General features: G+C 68.2%; 26 protein-coding genes. 17 read left to right on the top strand and 9 right to left on the bottom strand.

The features are described 5' to 3' along the window. Positions 1 to 16 precede the first annotated feature (16 nt). From ACT535_RS08985 to ACT535_RS08905, 17 genes are all read left to right on the top strand, one after another. Positions 17 to 1966 (top strand): AMP-binding protein, encoded by a 1950-nt coding sequence (locus ACT535_RS08985; protein ID WP_476364114.1) that lies wholly within the window; start codon positions 17 to 19, stop codon positions 1964 to 1966. Between the two features lie 43 nt (positions 1967 to 2009). Next, entirely contained in the window at positions 2010 to 2903 is an 894-nt protein-coding gene (locus tag ACT535_RS08980; protein WP_168458607.1) for a branched-chain amino acid ABC transporter permease, read from the top strand. Positions 2904 to 2907: 4 nt separating this feature from the next. Continuing rightward, on the top strand, positions 2908 to 3978 hold the full coding sequence (locus ACT535_RS08975; protein ID WP_476364113.1) for a branched-chain amino acid ABC transporter permease: 1071 nt from the start codon (positions 2908 to 2910) through the stop codon (positions 3976 to 3978). A gap of 77 nt (positions 3979 to 4055) precedes the next feature. Continuing rightward, the gene (locus tag ACT535_RS08970; RefSeq protein ID WP_476364112.1) at positions 4056 to 5336 is read left to right on the top strand and encodes an ABC transporter substrate-binding protein; all 1281 of its coding nucleotides are present in this window, start codon (positions 4056 to 4058) and stop codon (positions 5334 to 5336) included. Between the two features lie 175 nt (positions 5337 to 5511). Continuing rightward, the gene (locus ACT535_RS08965; RefSeq protein ID WP_476326082.1) at positions 5512 to 6348 is read left to right on the top strand and encodes an ABC transporter ATP-binding protein; all 837 of its coding nucleotides are present in this window, start codon (positions 5512 to 5514) and stop codon (positions 6346 to 6348) included. 209 nt (positions 6349 to 6557) lie between these two features. Then, entirely contained in the window at positions 6558 to 7802 is a 1245-nt protein-coding gene (locus tag ACT535_RS08960; protein ID WP_476364111.1) for a phenylacetate--CoA ligase family protein, read from the top strand. A gap of 157 nt (positions 7803 to 7959) precedes the next feature. Beyond that, on the top strand, positions 7960 to 8973 hold the full coding sequence (locus ACT535_RS08955; protein WP_476364110.1) for an ABC transporter substrate-binding protein: 1014 nt from the start codon (positions 7960 to 7962) through the stop codon (positions 8971 to 8973). Beyond that, positions 8970 to 9731, top strand: a complete 762-nt coding sequence (locus tag ACT535_RS08950; protein ID WP_476364109.1) for an ABC transporter permease — start codon at positions 8970 to 8972, stop codon at positions 9729 to 9731. Before ACT535_RS08955 ends, ACT535_RS08950 begins: the two co-directional genes overlap by 4 nt. Beyond that, positions 9700 to 10440 carry an ABC transporter ATP-binding protein gene (locus tag ACT535_RS08945; protein ID WP_476364108.1) on the top strand — a complete coding sequence of 247 codons (741 nt, stop codon included), beginning with the start codon at positions 9700 to 9702 and terminating at the stop codon, positions 10438 to 10440. The genes ACT535_RS08950 and ACT535_RS08945 overlap by 32 nt, the downstream gene beginning before the upstream one ends. A gap of 1 nt (position 10441) precedes the next feature. After that, positions 10442 to 11416, top strand: a complete 975-nt coding sequence (locus ACT535_RS08940; protein WP_476364107.1) for a quinoprotein relay system zinc metallohydrolase 2 — start codon at positions 10442 to 10444, stop codon at positions 11414 to 11416. A gap of 350 nt (positions 11417 to 11766) precedes the next feature. Next, positions 11767 to 13572 carry a lanthanide-dependent methanol dehydrogenase XoxF5 gene (gene xoxF5, locus ACT535_RS08935; RefSeq protein WP_168458614.1) on the top strand — a complete coding sequence of 602 codons (1806 nt, stop codon included), beginning with the start codon at positions 11767 to 11769 and terminating at the stop codon, positions 13570 to 13572. Between the two features lie 288 nt (positions 13573 to 13860). Next, positions 13861 to 14403 (top strand): c-type cytochrome, methanol metabolism-related, encoded by a 543-nt coding sequence (locus tag ACT535_RS08930; protein WP_476364106.1) that lies wholly within the window; start codon positions 13861 to 13863, stop codon positions 14401 to 14403. Further along, a complete protein-coding gene (locus tag ACT535_RS08925) occupies positions 14375 to 15268 on the top strand; it encodes a substrate-binding domain-containing protein (RefSeq protein ID WP_476364105.1) in 894 nt (297 codons plus the stop codon). The genes ACT535_RS08930 and ACT535_RS08925 overlap by 29 nt, the downstream gene beginning before the upstream one ends. Positions 15269 to 15315: 47 nt before the next feature. After that, complete coding sequence (locus ACT535_RS08920; RefSeq protein WP_168458786.1) at positions 15316 to 15867, top strand: PQQ-dependent catabolism-associated CXXCW motif protein; 552 nt, start codon at positions 15316 to 15318, stop codon at positions 15865 to 15867. Between the two features lie 77 nt (positions 15868 to 15944). Continuing rightward, positions 15945 to 16793, top strand: coding sequence for a quinoprotein dehydrogenase-associated SoxYZ-like carrier (locus ACT535_RS08915; protein WP_476364104.1), 849 nt, complete (start codon positions 15945 to 15947; stop codon positions 16791 to 16793). 101 nt (positions 16794 to 16894) lie between these two features. Next, entirely contained in the window at positions 16895 to 17599 is a 705-nt protein-coding gene (locus ACT535_RS08910; RefSeq protein WP_476364103.1) for a TerB family tellurite resistance protein, read from the top strand. Continuing rightward, positions 17599 to 18378, top strand: a complete 780-nt coding sequence (locus ACT535_RS08905) for an N-acetylmuramoyl-L-alanine amidase (protein WP_476364102.1) — start codon at positions 17599 to 17601, stop codon at positions 18376 to 18378. The genes ACT535_RS08910 and ACT535_RS08905 overlap by 1 nt, the downstream gene beginning before the upstream one ends. 55 nt (positions 18379 to 18433) lie before the next feature. Here the strand turns inward: ACT535_RS08905 and ACT535_RS08900 are convergent, their stop codons facing one another. The 9 genes from ACT535_RS08900 to ACT535_RS08860 form a co-directional block, all read right to left on the bottom strand. Continuing rightward, positions 18434 to 19417, bottom strand: coding sequence for a KpsF/GutQ family sugar-phosphate isomerase (locus tag ACT535_RS08900; protein WP_476364700.1), 984 nt, complete (start codon positions 19415 to 19417; stop codon positions 18434 to 18436). Positions 19418 to 19554: 137 nt separating this feature from the next. Further along, positions 19555 to 20169 carry an LbetaH domain-containing protein gene (locus ACT535_RS08895; RefSeq protein WP_476364101.1) on the bottom strand — a complete coding sequence of 205 codons (615 nt, stop codon included), beginning with the start codon at positions 20167 to 20169 and terminating at the stop codon, positions 19555 to 19557. Beyond that, positions 20166 to 20873, bottom strand: a complete 708-nt coding sequence (locus ACT535_RS08890; RefSeq protein WP_476364100.1) for a DUF1045 domain-containing protein — start codon at positions 20871 to 20873, stop codon at positions 20166 to 20168. Before ACT535_RS08890 ends, ACT535_RS08895 begins: the two co-directional genes overlap by 4 nt. A 17-nt stretch (positions 20874 to 20890) precedes the next feature. Further along, positions 20891 to 21529 carry an MBL fold metallo-hydrolase gene (locus ACT535_RS08885; protein WP_476364099.1) on the bottom strand — a complete coding sequence of 213 codons (639 nt, stop codon included), beginning with the start codon at positions 21527 to 21529 and terminating at the stop codon, positions 20891 to 20893. Positions 21530 to 21560: 31 nt separating this feature from the next. Next, positions 21561 to 22391: an alpha/beta hydrolase gene (locus tag ACT535_RS08880; protein ID WP_168458623.1), complete on the bottom strand. Its 831-nt coding sequence runs from the start codon at positions 22389 to 22391 to the stop codon at positions 21561 to 21563. Between the two features lie 35 nt (positions 22392 to 22426). After that, on the bottom strand, positions 22427 to 23770 hold the full coding sequence (locus ACT535_RS08875) for a DUF3422 family protein (RefSeq protein ID WP_476364098.1): 1344 nt from the start codon (positions 23768 to 23770) through the stop codon (positions 22427 to 22429). Between the two features lie 134 nt (positions 23771 to 23904). Then, positions 23905 to 24159, bottom strand: coding sequence for a GCG_CRPN prefix-to-repeats domain-containing protein (locus tag ACT535_RS08870; RefSeq protein WP_168458625.1), 255 nt, complete (start codon positions 24157 to 24159; stop codon positions 23905 to 23907). Between the two features lie 108 nt (positions 24160 to 24267). Further along, a complete protein-coding gene (locus ACT535_RS08865) occupies positions 24268 to 24558 on the bottom strand; it encodes a GCG_CRPN prefix-to-repeats domain-containing protein (protein ID WP_168458626.1) in 291 nt (96 codons plus the stop codon). After that, a complete protein-coding gene (locus tag ACT535_RS08860) occupies positions 24558 to 25058 on the bottom strand; it encodes a Spy/CpxP family protein refolding chaperone (RefSeq protein ID WP_168458627.1) in 501 nt (166 codons plus the stop codon). Before ACT535_RS08860 ends, ACT535_RS08865 begins: the two co-directional genes overlap by 1 nt. Positions 25059 to 25233: the final 175 nt, after the last annotated feature.

The following is a 25233-nucleotide window of genomic DNA, read 5'->3' as shown; positions in this document are numbered from 1 at the left end:
AAGGCTGAGGCGCACCATGGCTCCCGTTCCCGCCTATCCGGACGTCACGGTCCACGACACCCTTCCGAAGCTGCTGCGGCTGAACGCGAAGGCCCACGCCGGCGAGACGTGGCTGCGCGAGAAGGACCTCGGCATCTGGATTTCCTACACCTGGGGCGAGGTCGCGACACGCGTGCGCGACATGACCCTCGGACTCACCACGCTGGGCGTCGCCCGCGGCGACGTCGTGGGCCTGATCGGCGACAACCGGCCGGAATGGCTGATGGGCGAGATCGCTGCCCATGCGCTGGGCGGCATGTCCCTCGGCATCTACCGCGATGCGCTGGCCGACGAGGTGGCCTATCTCGTCACCTATGCGGACGTGGCGGTGATCTTCGCCGAGGACGAGGAGCAGGTGGACAAGCTGCTCTCCCTTGAGGAGAAGATCCCCACCGTCCGGTACATCGTCTATTCCGACCCCCGCGGCATCCGCAAATACGACGATCCGCGCCTGATCTCGCTCAAGGATCTGGAGAAGCGCGGGGCGGAAATGGCCGCCCGCGATGCCGCCGCCTACGACCGCCTCGTGGATGCCGGCAAGGGGGAAGATGTCGCCATCCTCTGCACCACCTCGGGCACCACCTCCCACCCCAAGCTCGCCATGCTCACCGGCGGCGCCCTGCTGCGGCATTGCCGGGCCTATCTGGAAATGGACCCGCGCCTGCCCACGGACGAATACGTCAGTGTTCTGCAGATGCCGTGGATCATGGAGCAGATCTACGCCTTCGGTCAGGCACTCATCTCCCGCATGAAGGTGAACTTCGTGGAGGAGCAGGAGACGCTGATGGCCGACATGCGGGAGATCGGCCCGTCCTTCGTGCTGTTCGCTCCCCGCGTGTGGGAGCAGATCGCCGCCGACGTGCGCTCGCGCATGATGGATTCCTCCGCCCTCAAGCGCGGCATGTTCGACCTTGGCATGAAGCTCGGCCTGAAGGCGCTGGACGAGGGCCGCCGCTCGCCGCTCGCCGACTTCATCCTGTTCCGTGCGCTGCGCGATCGGCTCGGCTTCTCGCACCTGAAATCCGCCGCCACCGGCGGGGCGGCGCTGGGGCCGGACACCTTCCGTTTCTTCCTCGCGCTGGGCGTGCCCATGCGCCAGCTCTACGGCCAGACGGAGTTGCTCGGCGCGTACACGCTGCACAAGGAAAGCGACGTGGATTTCGACACGGTGGGCGTGCCGTTCGAGGGCGTCGAGATCCGCATCGACGACCCCGATCCCAACGGCCTCGGCGAGGTCGTCACCCGCCACGGCAACATGTTCACCGGCTATTTCCGCAACGACGAGGAGACCAAGAAGTCCTTCGCCGAGGAAGGCTGGATGCGCACCGGCGATGCCGGCTTCTTCAACGGCAAGGGCCATCTCGTCGTCATCGACCGCATCCGCGACATGGCGAAGACGTCGCACAACGACCGGTTCTCGCCGCAATACATCGAGAACAAGCTGAAGTTCTCGCCCTACGTGGCCGAGGCCGTGGTGCTGGGCGACGGGCGCGACAGCCTCGCGGCGCTCATCTGCATCCGCTTCTCCATCGTCTCGAAGTGGGCCGAGAAGAACCGCATCGCCTTCACCACCTATACCGATCTTTCGGCCAAACCCGAAGTCATCGCGCTGCTGAAGAAGGAAGTGGAGGCGGTGAACAAGACGCTGGCCGAAAAGCAGCGCATCGGTCGCTTCCTCCTCCTCTACAAGGAGCTGGACGCCGACGACGGGGAGCTGACCCGCACCCGCAAGGTGCGCCGCGGCGTCATCAACGAGCGCTACGGCACCATCATCGACGCCATGTACGAGGGGCAGAAGGTGATCGACGTGGACACCACCATCACCTTCCAAGACGGCACCCGCCAGCGCATCAAGACCAAGCTCGACGTCATCGATCTCGGCGCTCCGCCGCCGGTGAAGGACGACGGCAAGAGGAGGGCGGCGTGATGGGCACCTTCCGTTTGAACTTCATCGTGAGGGAGCCCGTCTGATGCAATCCCAGCTCCTGCTTCAGCTCATCATCAACGGGCTCATCATCGGCACGCTCTATGGCGTCGTTGGCATGTGCTTCGTGCTCATCTACAAGGCCTCGCAGGTGGTGAACTTCGCCCAGGGCGAGTTCCTGCTCATCGGCGCCTGGACCTGCTGGTGGCTCCTCACGGCGTGGAACATCCCCTTCTTCTGGGGCTTCCTCATCGCGGTGTGCTTCATGATGGTGTTCGGCATCGCCGTGCAGATGGTGGTGCTGCGACCGCTCATCGGTGAGCCCATCATCTCCGTCATCATGGTGACGATCGGCCTCTCCATCTTCTTCCAGGCGCTGATGAAGTGGATGTTCGGCACCTTCGCCCAGCCGTTCCCGCCCATCTTCCCGGTGGCGCAGGTGAACATCCTGGGGCTGCAGGTGCAGACGGCCTATCTCATGTCCACGGGCGTCAGCCTCGCGATCATGGCGGGCTTCGCCTGGTTCTTCAAATATTCGCGCCTCGGCCTCGCCATGCGGGCCACCGCCTTCTCCCAGCAGGTGGCGCAGTCGCTCGGCATCTCGGTGCGCCAGGTGTTTGCGCTCTCGTGGGGCATCTCGGCGGCGGTCTCTGCGGTCGCAGGCGTGGTGGTGGGCATCGTCAACGGCGTGTCGTCGGCCCTCTCCTACTTCGGCATCAAGGTGTTCCCGGCTGTCATCCTCGGCGGCCTCGACAGCGTGTTCGGCGCGGTGGTGGGCGGCCTCATCGTCGGCCTACTGGAAAACCTCGGGCAATACGTGGACAGCCAGTATCTGAAGTGGGGCAATCTCTACGAGATTATCCCCTTCTACGCCTTGATCATCATCCTGATGATCAAGCCCTACGGGCTGTTCGGCACCCGCGACATCGAGAGGGTCTGAGGCCATGGCACTCACCACCATGCGGCCGTGCGGCGACTATCGCACCAGCTACAAGGCCGACCAGACCATCTTCCAGACGCGGCTGACGCTGATCTTCATCATCCTCGCCATCGTGGCCCTGTGCTGCGCGCCGCTGTTCGCCTCGCGCTACGTGCTGAGCCTGATGATCCAGATCGGCTATCTCGGCATCGCCGCATTGGGGTTGAACATCCTGGTCGGCTTTTCCGGCCAAATCTCCATCGGCCATGCGGTGTTCTTCGGCTTTGGCGGCTTCGCCTCGGCCTTCCTCGCCGACAAGGGCGTGCCGGTGCCGCTCGCCATCGTTCTGGCGGGGCTGTGGACCACGGTGGTGGGCCTCATCTTCGGCCTGCCGGCGGCACGGGTGAAGGGGCTCTATCTCGCCATCGCGACGCTCGCCGCCCAGTTCATCCTGCAGGACTTCTTCGTACGCGCCGAGTGGTTTACCGGCGGCACCCATGGCGCCATCGCCGCGCCCTTCACCCTGTTCGGATACGACCTCTCGGGCGATGCGCGCTATTTCTACGTGGTGCTGTTCTTCGTGGTGGTCGGCTACATCGGTGCCACGAACCTGATGCGCAGCCGCGACGGACGCGCGCTGATCGCGGTACGCGACCATTATCTCTCCGCCGAGATGATGGGCGTGAACCTCACCAAGTATCGCACCATGGCGTTCGGCATCTCGTCCTTCTATGCCGGCATCGGCGGGGCGCTCTACGCGCACTATGTGGGCTTCATGTCGGTCGAAGGGCTGGATATCCTGTTCTCCATCCAGTTCCTCGGCATGATCATCATCGGCGGGCTCGGGTCCATCATGGGCTCGCTGATGGGCACCGTGTTCATGGTGCTGCTGCCCGAGGCCACCGGCTGGCTCGCCTCCGCGCTGCAAGGCTCGGCCATCGACCAGGCGCTGCACCTGAAGGATGGCATCACCTACATGCGCGAGATGCTGATCGGCGCCACCATCATCCTGTTCCTGATCTTCGAGCCGGACGGCCTCGCCCACCGCTGGCGGCTTATCAAGGCCTACTGGAAGCTCTACCCCTTCTCCTACTGACGCGTTGCAGTCCCCGACGAAACCCGTGCCGAGGCGGCGCAGACCGCCCGGTACATGAGGAAACCAAGGAGCCACAGATGAAGCGACTGACCCTTTCCCTCGTCTCGGCGCTGGCGCTTACCGCCGCGACGCCTGCGCTCGCGCAGTCGATCAACATCGGCCACCTCGCCGATTATTCCGGCGGCACCTCGGACGTGGGCCAGCCCTACGGTCAGGGCATCCAGGACACCATCGCCTGGATCAACGCCAATGGTGGCGTGAACGGCAAGAAGATCAATTCCGACTTCAATGAATACGGCTACCAGGTGCCCCGCGCGCTGGCCGCCTTCAAGAAGTGGGTGGGCACCGACAAGGTCGTCGCCATCCAGGGCTGGGGCACCGCCGACACCGAAGCCCTCGTGGGCATGGTGACGAAGGAGGAGATTCCCTATTACTCGGGCTCCTACTCCGCCTCCCTCACCGACCCCGTGGGCAAGGTGAACCCGAAGAGCGAGCGCGCCGCGCCGTTCAACTTCTTCTACGGCCCGTCCTATTCGGACGCCGCCCGCGCCATGGTGCAGTGGGCCGCCGACGACTGGAAGAAGAAGGGCAAGGAAGGCAAGCCCAAGTGGGTCCACATGGGCGCCAACCACCCCTATCCGAACTCGCCCAAGGAAGCTGCGGCGGAATACGCCAAGTCGCTGGGCTTCGAGGTGCTCGATCCCATCACCTTCGCCCTCACGCCGGGTGACTACACGCCACAGTGCCTGACGCTGAAGCAGTCCGGCGCCAACTACGCCTATCTCGGCAACACGGCCGGATCGAACATATCGGTGCTGAAGGCCTGCAAGACGGCCGGCGTGGACGTGCAGTTCCTCGGCAACGTGTGGGGCATGGACGAGAACGCCATGAAGGCCGCCGGCGAGGCCGCCAACGGCGTCGTCTTCCCGGTCCGCACTGCCGTGACCTGGAACGGCTCGGCGCCCGGCCTCGCCACCGCGAAGGAAATCTCAAAGATTTCTGACCCGTCGGGCACCGCCTATCGCCCGGTGCACTACCTCACCGCCATCTGCACCGCCCTCTACATGAAGGAAGCCATGGAGTGGGCGGACAAGAACGGCGGCGTGACCGGCGTGAAGATCCGCGACGGCATGTACCAGAAGAAGGACTGGGTGCCGAAGGGCATGGACGGCGTGTGCAATCCCTCCACCTGGACCGCCACCGACCATCGCCCCACCACCCGCGTGGACCTCTACCGCTCCGTGGTAACGGGCCCCACCGACGCGTCCGTCTCGGACCTCGTGAAGGCCGGCACCATCAAGCTCGAAAAGGTCGCCACCATCGACCTGCCCCGCAAGACGGAACTACAGGGCTGGTGAGGTCACGGAGGCAGGTCCGCCTGCCTCCCGTTTGATCGACGTCATGCCCCGGCTTGTCCGGGGCATCCACTCATTCGCCGCAGCGGTGATCGTCCTTCGGGGACGGCCCTGCCACAGAGGTGGATCCCCCGGACAAGCCGGGGGATGACGGTCTGGCAAGAAACCGGAGACCGCCATGGCCGAGGCCGCACTGAAGTTCGAACCCGCCGCCGAGACCGCGCCGCCACTCCTGTCGGTGGACAATATCGAGGTGGTCTACAACGACGTCATCCTCGTCCTGCGCGGCCTTTCCCTGAAGGTGCCGAAGGGCCAGATCGTCGCCTTGCTCGGCTCCAACGGCGCGGGCAAGTCCACCACGCTGAAGGCGATCTCCGGCCTCCTGAAGACCGAGGACGGCGAGATCACCCGTGGCGACGTCACCTTCATGGGCGAGCGCATCAACGGCATCGAGCCGGACAGGATCGTCCGCCGCGGCATCTTCCAGGTTATGGAAGGCCGCCGCATCATCGCCGACATGACCTGCCTCGAGAACCTCCGCCTCGGCGCCTTCACCCGCCGCGACAACGAGGTGAAGAGCGACATCGAGCGCGTCTACGAATACTTCCCCCGCCTCAAGGAGCGCACGGGTCTTGCCGGCTATCTCTCCGGCGGCGAGCAGCAGATGCTGGCCATCGGCCGGGCCATCATGTCCCGCCCCAAGCTCATCCTCATGGACGAGCCCTCCATGGGTCTCTCGCCGCTTCTGGTGAAGGAGGTGTTCTCCATCATCAAGAAGCTGAACCAGGACCTCGGCGTCACCATCCTCCTGGTGGAGCAGAACGCCCGCGTGGCGCTCTCGGTCGCGGACTACGGCTACATCATGGAGCAGGGCAAGATCGTGCTCGATGGCAGCGCCGAGATGCTGCAGACCAACGAGGACGTGAAGGAATTCTACCTCGGCCAGGGCGGCGGCGAGGAGCGCAAGAGCTTCAAGAACCTGAAGAGCTTCAAGCGCCGGAAGCGGTGGCTGTAGTCGTGCGCCGGACAAGCGACGGCGCAGCCGGAGCGCCGATCCGAGGTCCAGCAGACACTTCGGCGAGGCCGGCCCGATCCCCCCTGCGGTTCCGATCCGGCTGCCTTCGGCGAACTTGAGCGCTGGACCCCGGCTCTCCTTCCGCTCGCGCTCCAGTCGGCCGGGGAGCAGAGCACGTTACCCGGCCCGCTTTCGACAAGAGTCCGACCATGACCGATCCGAACCGCCACTACGACGCCAGCGAGACCCGCGACCCGGAAGCGCGCGAGCAGGCCCTGCTTCAGGCGCTCGCCGCGCAGGTCGCGCACGCCAAAGCGAAGGCGCCCTATTTCGCCGCGCTGTTCAAGGATGTGGACCCGGCTGCCATCACCACGCGGGCGGCGCTCGCGCAGCTGCCGGTCACCCGCAAGTCGGACCTTCTGGCGATACAGCCGCGGAGCTACCCCTTCGGCGGGCTGAACGCGACGCCACCGGGCAAGCTCGCCCGCATCTTCATGTCGCCCGGCCCCATCTATGACGTGGAGGGCCATGGCCCCGATTTCTGGCGCTTCGCCCGCGGCCTGTTCGCGGCCGGCTTCCGGGCCGGCGACATCGTCCACAATTCCTTTTCCTACCACCTGACCCCCGCCGGTTCGATGGTGGAAAGCGGCGCCCATGCCCTGGGCTGCGCCGTGGTGCCGGCCGGCGTCGGCCAGACCGACCTGCAATTGCGCGCCATCGCCGACATCCGGCCGCAGGGCTATGGCGGCACGCCCTCCTTCCTGAAGATCCTCGTGGACAAGGCGCGCGAGACCGGCACCGACATCTCCTCCCTCACCAAGGCGCTGGTGTCCGGCGAAGCGTTCCTTCCGGCCCATCGGGCCGAGCTGAAGGCTGCCGGCATCACCGCCCGCCAGTGCTACGGCACGGCCGATCTCGGCCTCGTTGCCTATGAGAGCGAGGCCGAGGACGGGATGATCGTGGACGAGGGCTGCCTCGTGGAAATCCTGCGCCCCGGAACCGGCGATCCGGTAGAGGCTGAGGGCGAGGTCGGCGAGGTGGTCGTCACCCTGTTCGAGCCGGACTACCCCCTCGTGCGCTTCGCCACAGGCGACCTCTCCGCGGTGATGCCGGGCGCGAGCCCTTGCGGGCGCACCAACATCCGCCTGAAGGGCTGGATGGGCCGCGCCGACCAGACCACCAAGATCCGCGGCATGTTCGTGCACCCCGTGCAGGTGCAGGCGGCGGTGAAGAAGCATCCCGCCGTGGCGAAGGCCCGCCTCGTGGTGGATCGCACGGGCGACCAGGACGACATGGCACTGGAGATCGAAGTGGCCGACGCCGCCGCGCTCTCGCAGGATGCCTTGCTGGAGGACATCCGCTCTGCCACCAAGCTGCGCGGCCGGCTCGTGGTGCTCTCCCCGGGCACGCTGCCCGTCGACGCCAAGACCATCGAGGATCGCCGTCCCGTGTGAAGCGGGAACTCTTTCCCGCGCACCTTCTTAAATTCCTCTCAGAAAAGCCTTTTGTTTCAGATCGTTATGGACACTTCTTCCCGGCGCCGCCACAGTGGCGGCGCATCGGGCGGGGCCGCAGGCGCGGCGCCGGCCGGAGGATTTCGGGAGGAAGGCCATGCTCACGCGCCGCCGCCTGCTGGCGCTTACGGGCGCCGCGCTGTCCGGCGCCGCCGTCGGGCCGCTCTCTCCCGCGCGTGCCGCGCCGCCGGCCATCCGCCTCGGCATCCTGCAATTCGGCTCGGCCGCCTGGGAAATCGCGGCCATGGGCGCGCTGGGGCTCGATGCCGCCAACGGCGTCACATTGGACGTCACCCGCTATGCCAACAACGATGCCGGGCGTGTCGCCTTCATGGCGGGCGCGGCGGACGCCATCGTCAGCGACCTGCTCTGGGCGGCCCGGGTGAAGGCGGACGGGCGCGATCTCGTCTACATCCCCTTCTCCTCCTCCGAGGGCGCGGTGATGGTGCCCAAGGGCTCCCCCATCCGCTCCGTCGCGGACCTCGCCGGCAAGAGGCTGGGCGTCGCCGGCGGCCCGCTGGACAAGAGCTGGCTCATGCTCAAGGCGACGGCGCTGGAAAAGGCGGGGCTCGATCTCCAGACCGCCACCCAGCCCGTGTTCGCCGCACCGCCCTTGCTCGCCGCCGAGCTGGAGGCCGGCAATCTCGATGCCGCGCTGATCTACTGGACCTTCGCCGCGCGGCTCGAAGCCAAGGGCTTCCGGCAGATGCTGACCGTGGAGGAGATGGTGAAAGGCTTCGGCCTCGCCCATGAGCCGACGCTGGTGGGCTATGTGTTCGACGGCGCCTTCGCCCGCGCGAACCCCGGCACGGTCGCCGCCTTCGCCGCGGCCTCGCGGGCCACCAAGGCGGCGCTGGCCGATCCCGATCCCGCCCGTTCCGGGCCCGGCTGGGCGGCGGCGCGGGCGCAGATGCAGGCCGGCGACGAAGCCACCTTCGAGGCGCTGCGCCGCGGCTTCCTCGCTGGCATTCCCGGACTGTCCCTTGCGGAAGAGCAGACGCTTGCCGCGCAGCTTTATTCGGTGCTGGTCAAGCTGGGCGGCGCGAAGCTGGTGGGCAGCGCCACCCGCCTGCCGGCGGACCTCTATTTCCAGTCTCCGGCGGCGCGATGAAGCTTTTGTCCTCCGGCGCCGTGGCGCGGGCGGCCTCGCTCGTCCTGCTGCTGCTGGCGTGGGAGATCACGGCGACCCTGGCGCACAGCCGTTCTCTTCCGGCGCCACATGCGGTGTTCGCCTTCATCGTAAGGGAGGCGACCGGGGGCGATCTTCTCTCCAACATCGCCATCACCCTGGCGCGGGTCGTCGTCTCCTTCGTGGTGGCCATGGCGCTCGGCTGCGCCATCGGCGTCGCGCTCGGCCGCTCGCGCAGGCTCGACACCGCCTTCGACACCTGGGTGATCGTGCTGCTCAATACGCCCGCGTTGGTCATCACCGTGCTCTGCTACATCTGGCTGGGACTGACCGAGGCGGCGGCGGTGCTCGCCGTGGCGCTCAACAAGATTCCCACCGTCGCGGTCCTGATGCGCGAGGGCACCCGTGCGCTCTCCCCGGACCTGGACGAGATGGCGAGCGCCTTCCGCCTGTCTCGGATGGACCGGCTGCGCCATGTGCTGATCCCGCAATTGCAGCCCCATATCGCGGGGGCGGCGCGCTCGGGTCTCGCGCTGGTGTGGAAGATCGTGCTGGTGGTGGAGTTGCTGGGGCGCCCCAATGGCGTCGGCTACGCCATCTCGGTCTATTTCCAGCTGTTCGACGTGACCGCCGTGCTCGGCTATTCGCTGGCCTTCATGGCGGTCATGCTGGCCATCGAATACGGCGTGCTGCAGCCCTATGAAGCCCATGTCCGACGCTGGCGCCTCACCGCTCATTGAGGCGGTCATCCGCGCCAAGACATACCGGCGGCCCGATGGCGCGCCGATGGAGGCCGTGCGCGGGATCACGCTGGCGATCGCGCGGGGCGAATTCGTCTGCCTCATCGGGCCCTCGGGCTGCGGCAAGACGACGACGCTGCGCATTCTCGCCGGGCTCGACCGCGCCTTCGAAGGCGAAGTAAGGCCCGACCCTGCGACCCTTTCCATCGGCGTCGCCTTCCAGGAACCGCGCCTTTTGCCGTGGCGCACGGTGGAGGAGAACATCCGCCTCGTGCTGCCGAAGGTGCGAAGGGCCATGGACCTCGCTCCCTTGATCGAACGCTTCGGCCTCTCCGCCCACGCCACGCGCTATCCCGGCGAGCTGTCCCTGGGCCTCGCGCGGCGGGTGTCGCTGGCGCGCGCCATGGCACTGGAGCCGGACCTTCTGGTGCTGGACGAGCCATTCGTCTCCCTCGACGCCCAGGCCGCCACCGAGCTGCGGCGCTACGTGGCGCTGGCGGCGGATGGCGGGACCAGCGTGCTCATGGTCACGCACAATGTGCGCGAGGCACTGGAGCTGGCGGATCGCGTGGTGATGCTGGCCCCACGGCCGACCTATGTCGTCGAGGAGGTGTGTCTCGCCTTGCCGCGAGCCATGCGCGATGGTCCATGGATCGAGGCCGAGCGCGCGGCCCTGGCTGCGCGCTTTCCTCTGCTGCGGGAGGGGTGAGATGGCGTGTTGCGGAGCCCATGGCTGCGCCCCCCCGAGGGTGCAGCGCGTCGCCGCCGGTCTGGCCCTCACGGCGCTGCTGGTCGCCGCGATCCCGGCTGCAGCGCAAGCGCAGCCGGAGCCTTTCGCGGTCAGCGAGGTGGCCCCCGGGGTGTTCGTCCATCAGGCCCCCTATGCCCTTGCGTTGCCGAAGAATCTCGGCTTCGTCGGCAATGCTGGCTTCATCGTCGGCAACGATGCGGTCGCGGTGATCGACACCGGCGGCAGCAAGGCGTCGGGGGAGGCGCTGAAGGCGGCGATCCGGGCGCGGACCGCGCTGCCGATCCGCTATGTCATCAACACCCACATGCACCCCGACCACGTCCTCGGCGATGCCGCGTTCGCGGGGCCGGGCGTGACCTTCATCGGCCATCACAATCTGCCGGAAGCGCTTTCGGCGCGGGCCGCCTCCTATCTTTCCGCCACCGAGCGTCTCATCGGGCCACAGGCCGCGGAGGGCACGCGGGTGATCCTGCCGGACGAGACGGTGGACACGGTGCGCACCATCGATCTCGGAGAGCGCCCGCTGCGTCTCGAAGCGTGGCAGACCGCCCACACCGCCACCGATCTCACGGTGTTCGACGAAAAGACAAGCACCTGGTTCCTCGGCGATCTCCTCTTTCTTGGCCACGTCCCCGCTCTCGACGGCAAGGCTTTGGGCTGGATCGCGATCCTGGACGAGATGAAGCGCCGCCCGGCGGCCCGCGTGGTGCCCGGCCATGGCCCCGCCTCGGTCCCCTGGCCCGAGGCGGCGGCGCCAACCGAGCGCTATCTCAATCGCCTCGTCGCCGACGTGCGCGCCACGGTCAAGGCTGGTGGCACCATGGCCGAGGCGGCCCGCTCGGCAGGCCGCGCGGAAGCACCGGACTGGCAGCTGTTCGACGACTTCAACGCCCGCAATGCAACCGCGGCCTACCACGAGCTGGAATGGGAATAGGCGGCCGCGGGATGCCAAACGCGAATATTGCTGCGTCGCAATATTACGCAACGCGACTTCGCGCTCGCAGTATAAATCGCCTCGTCAACGGGACATTTGGCGTATTGCCTTGGGCGAAAACATTGCTTACGTTCCTCACAGCTTCGGCTTCAACAACTCCGTGCGGGGAACGCGGGGTTGGTTCGCAGGCCTGCGGGACGCACTTGTCACCGCAAGGCTTCAGGGCATCACGCCGGTCGTGACACGCTGCCGAAGTAGATGGAGTCCCCCAAGGCGAAAACAAACGCTCAGTGCGTTTCCCGCTCCACATGCGCGTGGAGGCGGACCCGCATCCATCGGAGGAAGCCCGGATGAGACGTCTTTTGGTTTTGACCGCCACGGCGGCGGCAACCGCATTTTTCGGCGCGCCCGCCAGCGCGAATGACAGTGTTCTCAAGCTTACCCAGGACCCCAACCAGTGGGTTCTCCAGACCGGCGACTACGCCAACACCCGCCATTCCAAGCTCAAGCAGATCACGACCGACAACGTGAACAAGCTCCAGGTTGCCTGGACCTTCTCCACCGGCGTGCTGCGCGGCCATGAGGGCTCTCCGCTGGTCGTGGGCGACATCATGTATGTCCACACGCCCTTCCCGAACATCGTCTACGCCCTCGACCTCAACAACGAAGGCAAGATCATCTGGAAGTACGAGCCGAAGCAGGATCCCACCGTCATTCCGGTGATGTGCTGCGATACGGTGAACCGCGGCCTCGCCTATGCCGACGGCAAGGTGTTCCTGCATCAGGCCGACACCAAGGTCGTGGCGCTCGACGCCAAGACCGGCAAGGTGGCCTGGTCGGTGGTGAACGGCGATCCCAAGAAGGGCGAGACCAACACCGCCACCGTCATGCCGGTGAAGGACAAGGTCCTCGTGGGCATCTCCGGCGGCGAGTTCGGCGTGCAGTGCCACGTCACCGCCTACGACATCAACACCGGCAAGCAGGCGTGGCGCGCCTATTCCGTCGGCCCGGACAGCCAGATCCTGTTCGACGAGAAGACCACTGCGCTCGGCAAGCCCGTTGGCAAGGATTCGTCCCTCGCCACCTGGCAGGGCGACCAGTGGAAGACCGGCGGCGGCTGCACCTGGGGCTGGTATTCGTACGACCCGCAGCTCAACCTGATCTATTACGGCTCGGGCAATCCCTCGACCTGGAACCCGAAGCAGCGCCCGGGCGACAACAAGTGGTCCATGACCATCTTCGCCCGTGACGCCGACACCGGTGTCGCCAAGTGGGTCTATCAGATGACGCCCCACGACCAGTGGGACTATGACGGCATCAACGAGATGATCCTCGCCGACCAGCAGATCGGCGGACAGACCCGCCCGACGCTGGTGCACTTCGACCGCAACGGCTTCGGCTACACGCTGGACCGCAAGACCGGCGAACTGCTCGTGGCCGAGAAGTTCGATCCGGCGGTGAACTGGGCTTCGAAGGTGGACATGGACAAGAACAGCCCGACCTATGGTCGTCCGCTGGTCGTGGCCAAGTATTCCACCGAGCAGAACGGCGAAGATGTGAACTCCACCGGCATCTGCCCGGCGGCGCTTGGCACCAAGGACCAGCAGCCTGCGTCCTACTCGCCTGACACCGGCCTGTTCTACGTGCCCACCAACCATGTGTGCATGGACTACGAGCCGTTCCGCGTCAGCTACACCCCCGGCCAGCCCTATGTGGGTGCCACGCTCTCCATGTTCCCGGCTCCCGGCAGCCATGGCGGCATGGGCAACTTCATCGCGTGGGACGCCAAGCAGGGCAAGATCGTGTGGTCCAACCCGGAGCAGTTCTCCGTGTGGTCCGGCGCTCTCTCCACTGCCGGCGGCGTGGTGTTCTACGGCACCCTCGAGGGCTACCTGAAGGCGGTCGACGCCAAGACGGGCAAGGAACTCTACAAGTTCAAGACCCCGTCCGGCATCATCGGCAACGTCATGACCTACACCCACAAGGGCAAGCAGTACGTGGCTGTGCTCTCGGGTGTCGGCGGCTGGGCCGGCATCGGCCTCGCGGCCGGCCTGACCGATCCGAACGCCGGCCTCGGCGCGGTGGGCGGCTATGCAGCCCTCAGCAACTACACCGCCCTCGGCGGTCAGCTGACGGTCTTCGCCGTCCCGCAATGATCGGGCGGCGTTAAGGCCAGGCGCATTCCATGCGCATTCGGGCCGGCCTGGGGACCCCCCCGCCGGCCCGATCCTTTTCCAGGGGCAGGGGGCTTTGCCGGTGAACGCCGGAACGGCTCCCTGTGTCCGCAGCCCCACGCCGTCGTCTGCCGCCGAGGCCCCTGGCCGAGGCCCGGAGCGCGGCCCCAAGGCTGCGCCCCTCAGGCTCTTCCCGCGAAACCGGAGACGGACCCGCCCATCCCCCCGAGCGCCGTCTTCGCCCTTCGTCTGTCGTTTTGGAGAGATCGTGTGGTTTCATCAGTCCCCCTGACCCGTGCCGGCGCATTCTTCCTCGCCGCGTTCTCGCTCGCCCTCGGCAGCACCGCCTCGGTCGCCGAGACCACCAAGCCGGCAGATCCGAAGCCGGTGAAGGAAGAGGGTGGCCGCTATTACGACGTCGACGGCGCGCCCACCTACAACATCAAGCCCGATGGCCAGGTGGACTGGCTGACCTATTCCGGCTACCGCCGCTACCACGCCGAATGCCACGTCTGCCACGGCCCCGACGGCATGGGCTCCACGTACGCGCCCGCGCTCGCGGAATCGCTCAAGACAATGAACTTCGAGCAGTTCAGCGAGGTCGTCGTCGGCGGTCGCCAGAACCTGAATAACGGCAACGACCGGGTGATGCCCTCGTTCGGCCTGAACAAGAACGTGATGTGCTACCTGGACGACCTCTACGTCTATCTGCGCGCCCGTTCCGACGACGCGCTCGGCCGCGTCCGCCCCGCCAAGCGCGACGAGAAGTCGAAGGAGATTGCCGATGCCGAGAAGGCCTGCCTCGGCGAGTAGGGAACGGTTCGCGCCCCTGCTGGCGTCGATCGCGACGGCAGCCCTCGCCGCCATCCTGCTGCTCAGCCCTTCGGGGGCCGGAGGGCAGCAGATTCCCGACCAGGTTTCGGCGGACGCCCTCCGGGTGTGCGCCGATCCCGCCAACATGCCGTTCTCGAACGCCGCCGGCGAGGGCTTCGAGAACAAGATCGCGGCCATCGTCGCCGACGAGCTCAAACTGCCCCTGCGCACGTACCTGATGCCGCAAGGCCCGGGCTTCGTGCGCAATTCGCTCGGCCGGCGCCTGTGCGACGTCATCATCGGCTATGTCGCCGGGGCCGACCTCGTGCTGCACACCAATCCCTACTACGAATCGGTGTTCGTGCTGGTGGTGAAGGCCGGCGGTCCGCTCGACGGCGTGACCCAATTGTCGGATCCGAAGCTGAAGACCGCCAAGCTCGGCGTCATCGCCGCGACCCCGCCCGCCGACCACCTCCTGGAACTCGGGCTCATCGGCAACGCCCGCACCTATTCGCTCCTCGTGGACCGGCGCTACGCGTCCCCGGCCGAGGAAATGCTCGCAAGCCTGAACGCTGGCGAGATCGACGGCGGCCTGCTCTGGGGGCCTTCAGCCGGCTACTTCGCGGCGCAGTCCGCAACGCCGCTCAAGGTGATCCCGCTGGTGAAGGAGGCGGCGCGCCCGGCGCTCGCCTACCGAATCACCATGGGCGTGCGCCCCACCGACCACATCTGGAAGCAGACGCTGAACACCGTGTTGCGCAAGCGCGCCGACGACATCGAGAAGGTGCTCGTCGCCTATCACGTCCCGCTGCTGGACGAGGACGGTCAGCCCATCGTGTCGACCTCCGGGACGCCGGGCCAGTGAGCCGGAGCGCCGAGCACGCAGGCGCCCGCCTTTGGCTCGCCGCCGCCATGTTGGGGGGGCTGGCTCTCCTCGCACCTCCCGTGCTCGCCCAGCCGGCCGCGCCTCCTGCCGCTGCCGCGGCCACGCCGGCCGAACCCGAGGGCTACCGGCTCGAAGCCTATCGCGCCCCGGTCCCGGCAACGCTCAGCGGCGCCCGCGTGCTGAATGCCGCCGCAGCGGCGGAGCTGTGGCGCAAGGGCGGGGTCGCCTTCGTGGACGTGCTTCCACGCCCACCCAAACCCGCCGGCCTCCCGGCGGGAACCGTGTGGCGCGACCAACCCCATTCCAGCATTCCCGGCGCCGTGTGGCTGCCCAATGTGGGCTTCGGCGCGCTCAATGCGGAAACCGAGGGATATTTCCGCACCGGCCTGTCCGCCGTCACGCGCGGCGATGTGAACGCGCCGCTGGTGATTTTCTGCCAGCGTGATTGCTGGATGTCATGGAATGCCGCCAAGCGAGCGATGTCCTATGGCTACACAAACGTCTCCTGGTTTCCGACCGGCGTGGACGGCTGGGGCGAGGCCGGGTTGCCGCTGGAAGCCGTGGAACCGCGCCCCTAGGCGGGGGCATTGAGCCGCCAGTGTCGGCGCGACAATAAGGCCCGAGCGGCCAAGAACGAGTTTTGGGAGGCAACGCCATGAAGCGCTCAGTCCTGCGCTCTTCCGCCAGCACCGCGGGCGCGGTGCTCGCAGCCCTGCTCGCGGCGACGCCGCTCGCCGGCATGCTGGCCAGCCCCGCCGCCGCTCAGTCCGCGCAGGCCGATCCCGACCGGCCGGAGACCACCTGGTCGTCCATCCGCGGCGACATCTTCCCCACGGCCAAGATCGGCGACGCGGGAAATGCCGTGCGGATCGACGCGCCGGGCCGCGCCGAGGATGCCGCCCTCGTGCCGCTCACCCTCGCCCTCGAACTACCCAAGGACGATCCGCGCACGCTGAAGGCGGTGACGCTCATCATCGATGAGAACCCGTCACCGGTGGCCGGCCGTTTCGCCTTCGGCGACGGCATCCGCACCTTCTCCCTCTCCGTGCGGGTGCGGGTGAATTCCTATAGCTGGGTGCGCGCGGTGGCCGAGACCAGCGACGGCGCCCTCATCATGACGAAGGCCTATGTGAAGGCGGCGGGCGGCTGCTCCGCTCCGGCCACCAAGGACACGGCGGAGAGCATCGCCAAGCTCGGGGAAATCCGCTTCCGCTCCTTCGCCGATGCCGGCCGACCGGAGGCGCAGGTCCAGATCCGCCATCCCAATTTCTCCGGCCTGCAGATGGACGAGACGACGCGCGGCTACACGCCGGCCTGGTTCGTGCGCGAGGTTCAGGTGAAGCAGGGCTCAAAGCTCATCTTCGCCATGGAGGGCGGCATTTCCATCAGCGAGGACCCCACCTTCCGCTTCAGCTTCACCCCCTCCGCCGATCCCGTCTCGGTGCGCGCCGAGGATACCGAGGGCAAGATCTTCGCGCGGACCTTCCCGGGCAACGGAAGCTGAGGCACGGCGTTTGAAGGACCCTGCCGCTCTGGATTCCCTCTTCCGCCTTGCCGGCGCCGCATCCCTGCTCTAGCTCCGCCGGAGCGGATGCGGAGGATCAGGTGGCTTACGGTCTCATCGGCGGGGCAGGTGTGGGTTTTGCGCTGGGGGGGCCGCTCGGCGCCCTGCTCGGGGCCTTGGCCGGCCATGTGATCGACCGCGTTCTGCTCGCCCCCGCGCCCAAGCCGGCCGCCTTCTCCATCGCCCTCATCGCCTTGTCCGCCAAGATGGCCAAGGCAGACGGGGTGGTGGTGCCGGCGGAGGTGGAGGCCTTCCGAGAGGTGTTCGACATCCCGCCCGAGGACCTCGATGCGGTGGCGCGCCTCTACAATCTCGCCAAGCAGGACACCGCCGGCTTCGAGGCCTACGCCCGCCAGGTCGCGGACATGTTCGCCGATGCGCCGGACACGCGGGAAGACCTCATGGACGCGCTGTTCCACGTGGCCAAGGCGGACCATGCCCTGCACGAGAAGGAACTCGTCTTCCTCGCCGAGGTCGGCCGCATCCTCGGCTTCGAGGGACTGGCCTATGAGCGCATCGAGGCCCGCCATGTGCGCCGGCCGGGCGATCCCTATGCCGTGCTCGATCTCGACCCCGGCGCCAGCGACGACGAGGTGAAGGCCCACTGGCGCGCGCTAGTCTCGACCCACCATCCCGACCGGCTTGCCGGCCGCGGCCTGCCGCCCGCCGCCATCAAGCTCGCCAATGATCGGGTGGCGGCACTGAACGCCGCCTATTCCGCCATCGCCCGGCAGAGGGGGCTGTGATGGACGCGCCCGCCCTGTCCGCCCCCGATTCGGGGCTGGTCGACACCCTCGTCCCCTCCCCCAATTTCGGCCTGCGCAAGGCCGCCGTGGACATGCTGGTGCTGCACTACACCGGCATGGAAAGCGCCGACGCCGCCATCGAGCTGCTGCGCACGCCGGCGGCCGAGGTCTCCTGCCATTACGTGGTCCGCGAGGACGGCAGCATCGTGCAGATGGTGGCGGAAGGCGCGCGGGCGTGGCACGCGGGGCTGTCCTCGTGGGAAGGCATCACCGACACCAATTCCCGCTCCGTCGGCATCGAGATCGTCAACGGCGGCCACGATTTCGGCCTGCCGCCTTTTCCCGATGCGCAGATCGCGCGGGTGATCGCTTTGTCGCAGGACATCATCGCCCGCCATGGCATCCGCGCCGACCGAGTGCTCGCCCATTCCGACATCGCCCCGGCGCGCAAGCGCGATCCCGGCGAACGGTTTCCGTGGGCGGCGCTGCATGAGGCGGGGGTCGGCCATCTGGTGCCGGAAGCGCACATCACCGGAGGGCGGTTCTTCATGCCCGGCGACCACGGGGAGCCGGTGGCGGCGCTGAAGGCCATGCTGGCCTGGTACGGCTACGGCATCGCCCTCGACGACGCCTATGACGCCGCCACGGCCGAGGTGGTGGCCGCGTTCCAGCGCCATTTCCGCCCCTCGCAGGTGGACGGGGTGGCGGATGCCTCCACCCTGCTCACCTTGCGCAACCTGATCGCGACCCGGCCGGAGCGTTCCATCCCGGTGGCCTGAGGCGACGCGGGATCTCGCTTCGCTCAGCGACGCGCGGACACGCCGCGCCCGCTCCTCAGGCGATGCCGGTGAGCAGCAGGTCGTGGATGTGCAGCACGCCCACGGGCGCCCTGTCCTCCACCACCAGCAGCGCGGTGATCTTGCGCGCGTTCAGAATGTTCAGCGCCTCGGAGGCGAGCTGGTCCGGCCGCACGGTCTTGGGGCCGGGGGTCATGATCTCGTCCACAGTGCGGGCGGCGAGATCGTTGGCCATGTGGCGGCGCAGGTCACCGTCGGTGACGATGCCGGCGAGCGCCCCGTCCGGGGCCACCACGCCGACGCAGCCGAGGCCCTTGGCGCTCATCTCCACCAATGCCGCGCCCATCTGCGTGCCGCTCTTGACCAGCGGCACCGCCTCGCCAGCACGCATCACGTCGCGCACGAACTTCAGGCTCGCGCCGAGCTTGCCGCCGGGATGGAGCTGGCGGAAGTCGAGCGCGGTGAAGCCGCGGCTCTGCAGCAGCGCCACCGCCAGCGCGTCGCCCAGCGCCAGCTGCATGAGGGTGGAGGTGGTGGGAGCGAGCCCATGCGGGCAGGCCTCCTGCGCCACCGGCAGAGTCAGCACCACGCTCGCCGATGAGGCAAGCGCGCTGGTGGCATTGGAGGTGAACGCGATGAGCGGCACGTCGAAGCGGCGCGAATACTCCACGAGGTCGCGCAGTTCCACCGTCTCGCCGGACCACGACAGAGCGACGATCACGTCGTCGGTGGTGATCATCCCGAGGTCGCCGTGGCTCGCCTCGGCGGGATGGACATAGTGGGCCGGCGTGCCGGTGGAGGCGAGCGTCGCGGCGATCTTGCGCGCCACGTGCCCGCTCTTGCCCATGCCGGTGATGATGACCCGGCCGTGGGAATTCTGGATGGTCGCCACCGCCACGTCGAAGGCGGCACCGAGCGGCCCGGCCATGGCCTTGGCAAGGGCTTCAAGCCCGGCCCGTTCCGCATCGAGGGTGGCGAGCGCCGAAACCACGGACGCGGGATGGACATGGGGGACGGACATCTCGCCAGAACCTTCGGGATCGCCGTCGGCGGGAGACTTGTTCACCGGAGAACGCATCATCGCCGATGATTAGCACCGTTCCGCGCCGAAGGGGAGCGGCCGCGCGGCGACGATATCCCGTTCACCGGAGAGCAGCTTCAGCCCTCGTATTTCTCCAGGAACGCCTCGATGGGCAGGCTGCGGAAATCCGGCAAAGCGGCGCGCAGCTGCGCGTGGGTCCAGTCCCACCAGCCAAGCGCCTGGAGGCGGGCGGCGATGTCCTCGGGGAAGCGCCACTTCACGAGGCGCGCGGGTACGCCGGCGACGATGGCATAGGCCGGCACGTCCTTCGACACCACGGCCCCCGCCGCCACCACGGCCCCGGTGCCGATGCTGCGGCCGGCCAGCACCACCGCGCCGTGGCCGATCCACACGTCATGGCCCATGGTGAGCCTTTGGTCCCGCCGCCACTGGAAGAAGTCCGCCTCGTCTTCCTCGCCGGGGAAATAGGCCGAGGCGCGATAGAGGAAATGGGATTGGGAGGCCCGCCATGTAGGGTGATTCCCCGGATTGAGCCGGGTCATGGCGGCGATGGAGCAGAACTTGCCGATATGCGCATAGGCGATGTCGGAATCGTTCACCACGTAGGAATAGTCGCCCATCTCCACTTCGAGCAGCTTGGTGCGCGGACCGACCTCCGTGTAGCGGCCGAGAGTGGAGGCGCGGACCTGCGCCGTGGGATCGATGAGCGCCGCCTCGCCAAGCTGTTTCACTGGGCGGCTCCCAGCGCAAACCGCTGCGCCAGACGGAACTGGGGCGCCCCCGGCTCCTGCACATAGAGCGCCATGTCGGTGATGGTTGCCGGGACGTCCGCGCCGCTGGCGGCGTAAGCGGCGGTGAGCGCGTTCAGCGCCTGAACCCGCTCCGGCTCCGGCAGCGGACCGGTCAGCGTCATGTGGAAGCGGAATTCGTCGAGGACATAAGGGTAGCCATAGGCCTCCAGATAGCCGAGCTGCCGCGCCGAGAGCCGCTCGGGCCTGCGCCGTGCGATCTCGGAGGCCGAGAGGGGCGCGCGCAGGGCGTCCAGCTCCAGCACGGCCGAGCGGGCCAGATCTTCGAGCTTGGGTGCCGCGACGGCCGGCACCAGCGCCACGAACGGCCCTATGGCCCGTACCTCCAGCGGCGGCATCTCGAAGGCATGATGGCCGGCGGCACAGCGGGCCATGAGGTGAGCCAGATCGTCCTCGCCCGCGCCGTCGGCAAGGCGGAAAGGCGCCTTCAGCGTGCCGTGAAAGCCGTAGCGGCGGGGTTCGGCCGTCGCCCGCTGCCAGGCAATGGCGTCGAAGCCGGCGATGTCGGGAGCGGTCGGCGCCGCCCCCGTCTCCGCGTCATAGCCGAGCACCGCCGAGCCGAATCGCCAGAGGACGCTATCGGCGGGCGGGGCGAGGTAGACGGCGTAGCGGCGCTGGGCGGTCACGGGCGGACTCCTGGGGATCAGCGCAGGAAGGGATTGTGCGCCTTCTCGTCTCCGATGCTCGTGACAGGACCATGACCGGGCAGGCAGACCATGGTGTCGCCGAGCGGCAGCAGCTTTTCCTTGATGCCCTTGATGAGGAGGTCAGGGTCGCCATAGGGGAAGTCCGTCCGCCCGACCGAGCCGCGGAACAGGGTATCGCCGACGATGGCGAGGCCCACCGGCCGATGCACGAACACCACGTGCCCCGGCGTATGACCCGGCACGTGGAGCACGTCGAGCGAGACATCCCCCACGCTCACCGTGTCGCCCTCGTTCAGATAAAGGTCGGGCGTGACCGAGCGGGCACCCTCGATGCCGTACTTCTGGGCCATGCGGGGGATGTCGTCGATGATGAACTGGTCCTCAGCGCCCGGGCCTTCCACCTTCACGCCGAGGCTCTCGGCCAGTTCGGCGGCGCCGGCGGCGTGGTCCACATGCCCGTGGGTGAGCAGGATCTTCTCGATGGTCGCGCCGGTCTCTGCAATGGCGGCGCGGACGCGGTCGAGGTCGCCGCCCGGGTCGATCACCGCGCCCTTCATGGTCTTGGTGCACCACAGGATGGAGCAGTTCTGCTCGAACGGCGTCACCGGCACGACGGCAATCTGGATGGGCTGCATGAAAGGTCCGTTCTGTCGTGTCATCCGCCGGTCACTGGGAGATGGCGCGGGCCATCTCCACAAGCCGGCGCACCATGTGCGAGGAAGGATCGGCGAGGGCGTCCACCACGGTGAAATGGTTCGCGCCCGGCACGTCGAATGCCTGTGCGGCAATGCCCTTGGCGCGCCAGTTGGCGGCAAGGTCATGGGCCTGCCGCAGGAATTCCGCGCTCTCCGCGCCGCCGACGAAGGCATCGAAGCTGCGTCCCGCCGGCACCGGCCAGAAGGCGGGAGACAGGCGCTGCGCTTCCCCCTCGTCGAGGCGCAATGCCTTGTTCATGGACGTGGGGACGAGCGGCTCAAGCTCATAGACGCCGGAGATGCCGAGCCCCGAAGGGATCAGGTTGTCCGGCGTGTCCACGTCGATCTCCCGCCAGGAGGTGGCGGTGAGCGCCGCCGCGAGGTGGCCGCCGGCGGAATGGCCGCACACCACCAGCGGCCGGCCGACGAGGCGGTAGAGCGTGATGGCCGCCGCGCGCGCCTGGGCAAGGATGGTACCCACCGGCACCAGCGGCGCGAGGTCGTAGCCGGCGAACGCCATGGCGACGCCATGGGCGAGACAGCCGGCCGCGGCGAAGGTGAAATCGCGCGGGTGCAGCGACTGGAAGTAGCCGCCGTGGATGAACAGCACCACCGGCGCCTGCCGGTCGGTGCCCGGCCAGATGATGTCGAGGATCTGCCGCGGGCCGGAGCCGTAGGGAACGCCGAGGTCGGCCGCCGCCGCTGCGCCGCGCATGGCCGCCGAGCTGTGGGCCCAGCGCTCAAAGATGGCGGGATGGTCCGGCACGCGGGCGCGGTTGTTGTATTCGACCTCGTGGTCCATCGGCGCTCCCCTAACCCCGTTACGATCCCCGCCGCTCACTCCCCGTCGCCGTGGGCGTTGCGGATGCGCCGCACCACGGACCACACGCCAAGCAGCGCCAGCGGCACGGCGGCGGCGGTCACCAGCCCCACGTCGAGATGGATGCCGAGTGTCTTCACGTCGACACCGCTCTCGTGGATGCCGTCCGCGAGGTGATGCACGAGGCTGACGACATAATAGGAAATCGCCGCGACGGACAGGCCTTCCACCGTCCGCTGCAGGCGCAGCTGCAGGCGGGTGCGGTCGTTCATGGAGGTGAGCAGGTCGCGGTTCTGCTGCTCCAGCTCCACGTCCACGCGAGTGCGCAGCAGATCGGCCGCATTGGCGAGCTTCTGGGCGATCTTTTCCTGCCGCTCTTCCAGCGTGAAACAGGTGCGCATGGCCGGCGCCATGCGGCGATCGAGGAACTGCTGCCAGGTCGGAAAGCCCGGCACCGACATTTCGCGGATGGTGGCGAGACGCAGCCGCACGATCTCCATATAGGCGCGGCTGGCGCCGAACCGGAACAGCGAGGCGGTGGCCCCCGCCTCCAGCTCGGCCGCGAGCGCCACCAGTTCGTCCAGCAGGCGGTTGTTGTCGGAAAGGCCCTTGGCCGACATCATCTCGGTGGCCGAGCCGGCGAGGCGCTGCTCGATGCGCGCCACCTCGGGGGCGAGGCGCTGGGCCTCCGGCAGGCCGAGGAGGGCCAGGGTCCGGTAGGTCTCGATCTCCAGCACCCGCTGCACCAGCGCGCCGCACGCATCCGCCCCGAGGCCGCGATCGCGCACCAGGATGCGCACGAAGCCGGAGGGATCGGCCATGAAGTCGGTGGCGATCTCGGCGAAGCCGTCGTTCACGTCGGCACGGGCGAGGCTGGAGCGGTCGAACACCTTTTCGAGGAAAAAATCCTCGGCGGTGTCGCGCAACAAATGGAGATCGATGGCGACCAGGAGAGGACCGGGCTGCGGCACCTCGCCGAAGGGGCTCGCCAGCGTCGCGGCCGGCGGCTGGAAGGGCAGCCCCCCCTCCGCAAGGTCAAGCGAGGGCAGGTCCCAGGTGTAGGTGCAGAACTCGGCGTGGCTCTCCCAGCGCAGCTCGGCGCCGCCGAACGAGACGTGGTGATACTTCGCCCCCGGCGCGGGAGCGGGCAGCCCCCGGGCGTTGCAGAGGGCCGCGAGCGCGGCGCGGTCGGCCTGCGCGCCCGCGGCATCCAGCAGGAAGGCGGCGTGGAGCATGCGGCGCGGCGCCGAGACCGGCACGAACGGCCGCGCGTGAAGCTCTCTCAGGACGGCGGCCCTGAGCGGATGGGCGCTGAGCGCCCGCCCCTCGCCGATGACGAGATCCGCCTCGCCTCTGGTCATGATGGCGCTCCCCTGCCGTTTTTTCCGTGCTGGCACGGCGGCGCCGTCCGATCAAGCGTTCGGCGGCCGCCCTGTGGTCGCACCGGGCGGGGCGGATGGCGTCAAAGCTGCGTCAGTCCAGCGTCCGGCCGTCGTTACCGGCAGACGCGCACGGGACCCCACGGGCCGGGACGCCACCAGCAGTAGCGCGGGCCGTAATACGGTCCCCAGTAGTTCGGGCGGCAGCCGCCCCAGGGGCCACGGTGCCAGCCGATGCCGCACCCGCCGGCGACGGTCTGGACGGTGGCCAGGCGGTCGAGCGGCTGCGGCGCCGGGAAGGCAGCCGCGGCGCCTGTGCCGAGCCCGAAGAGGCCGGCGGCGGCAGCGGCGATCAGGATCTGTTTGCGCATGATGTCTCTCCTGTTGCCGAGAGCGAGGCGGCACGACCGCCGCCGTTTTCTGACGCAAGAGGCAGGGCGGCGATCAGGCCGCCGCCCTGCAAACGCTTCAGCGGCGCCTCAGTTGCAGACGCGGACCGAGCCGTAGGGGCCGGCACGCCACCAGCAGTGACGCGCGGGCGCCACCACCACGGGGCCGGGCGCGACGACCACCGGCCGCGGCGCCACATAGACCGCGCCGTTGGGGCGGCAACCGCCCCACGGACCGCGATGGAAGCCGATGCCGCAGCCGCCGGCCACGGTCTGGACCGTCGCCACCTGGGGCGCCTGCGGCAGCGGGAAGGCGGCGGCCGGCGTGGCGAGCGCGCCCAGTGCCGGAGCCGCGAGGGCGAGCAGGGTCAGAGCGCGCATCACTCCTCCTCCTCGAAGATCCACAGCTCGGAGGTGTTGGGCTGCTGGCCGTTGTCATGCACCCCGAGGAAGGTGGGGATGCGATTGCGCTGGGCCGGGGTGAGCGCGGCGACGAACGGCTTCGCCGCCTCCACGAAGTTGGCGAGCGCCTTGCCGCGGGCCTGCTCGGCGGCGGCCACGTTGCCGAGCACGTCCAGCACGGTGGCCGGCGGCGGGGCGGCGAGGCGCTTCTCGCGGCGCTCGATGGCGCCCTTCACCGCGTCGCGGATGGAGGCTTCCACCGGCGGCCAGAGCTTCTCCTGGTCGGGGGTGAGGCGCAGCACGGTCTTGAGCGCGGCGAGGCGGGCGTCGAGCACGGCCGCGGCGTCCTCAGCCGTGTAGGGCGCGGCGTCGGCGGGAGCGGCGGGCGCCGGCTGGGCGGAAGCGATGCCGCCCGCGAAGACCGTGCCGAGGGCGACGGCCGTCGCCGAGGCGAGGGCGAACTGACGGAAAGAGCGCATGTCTTTTGCTCCCTGTTCGGTCCGGCGGGGTGCCGGCCGGTCTGTCCGGGATCGTGCCGGAAGCGGCGCGCATCCGGGGCCGCGCCGATTCGCGAGGTGTCGGCGGGGCCCAATTTGGTAGCACTCCTCTTCCGACGCCGGTAAAGATTTCGTGGAGCCGACGAAGAATATCGCG

It is taken from the genome of Xanthobacter sp. DMC12 (genome assembly GCF_056314105.1).
The sequence above is the reverse complement of the archived record's forward strand: the minus strand, read 5'-3'. Positions and strand labels throughout refer to the sequence as shown.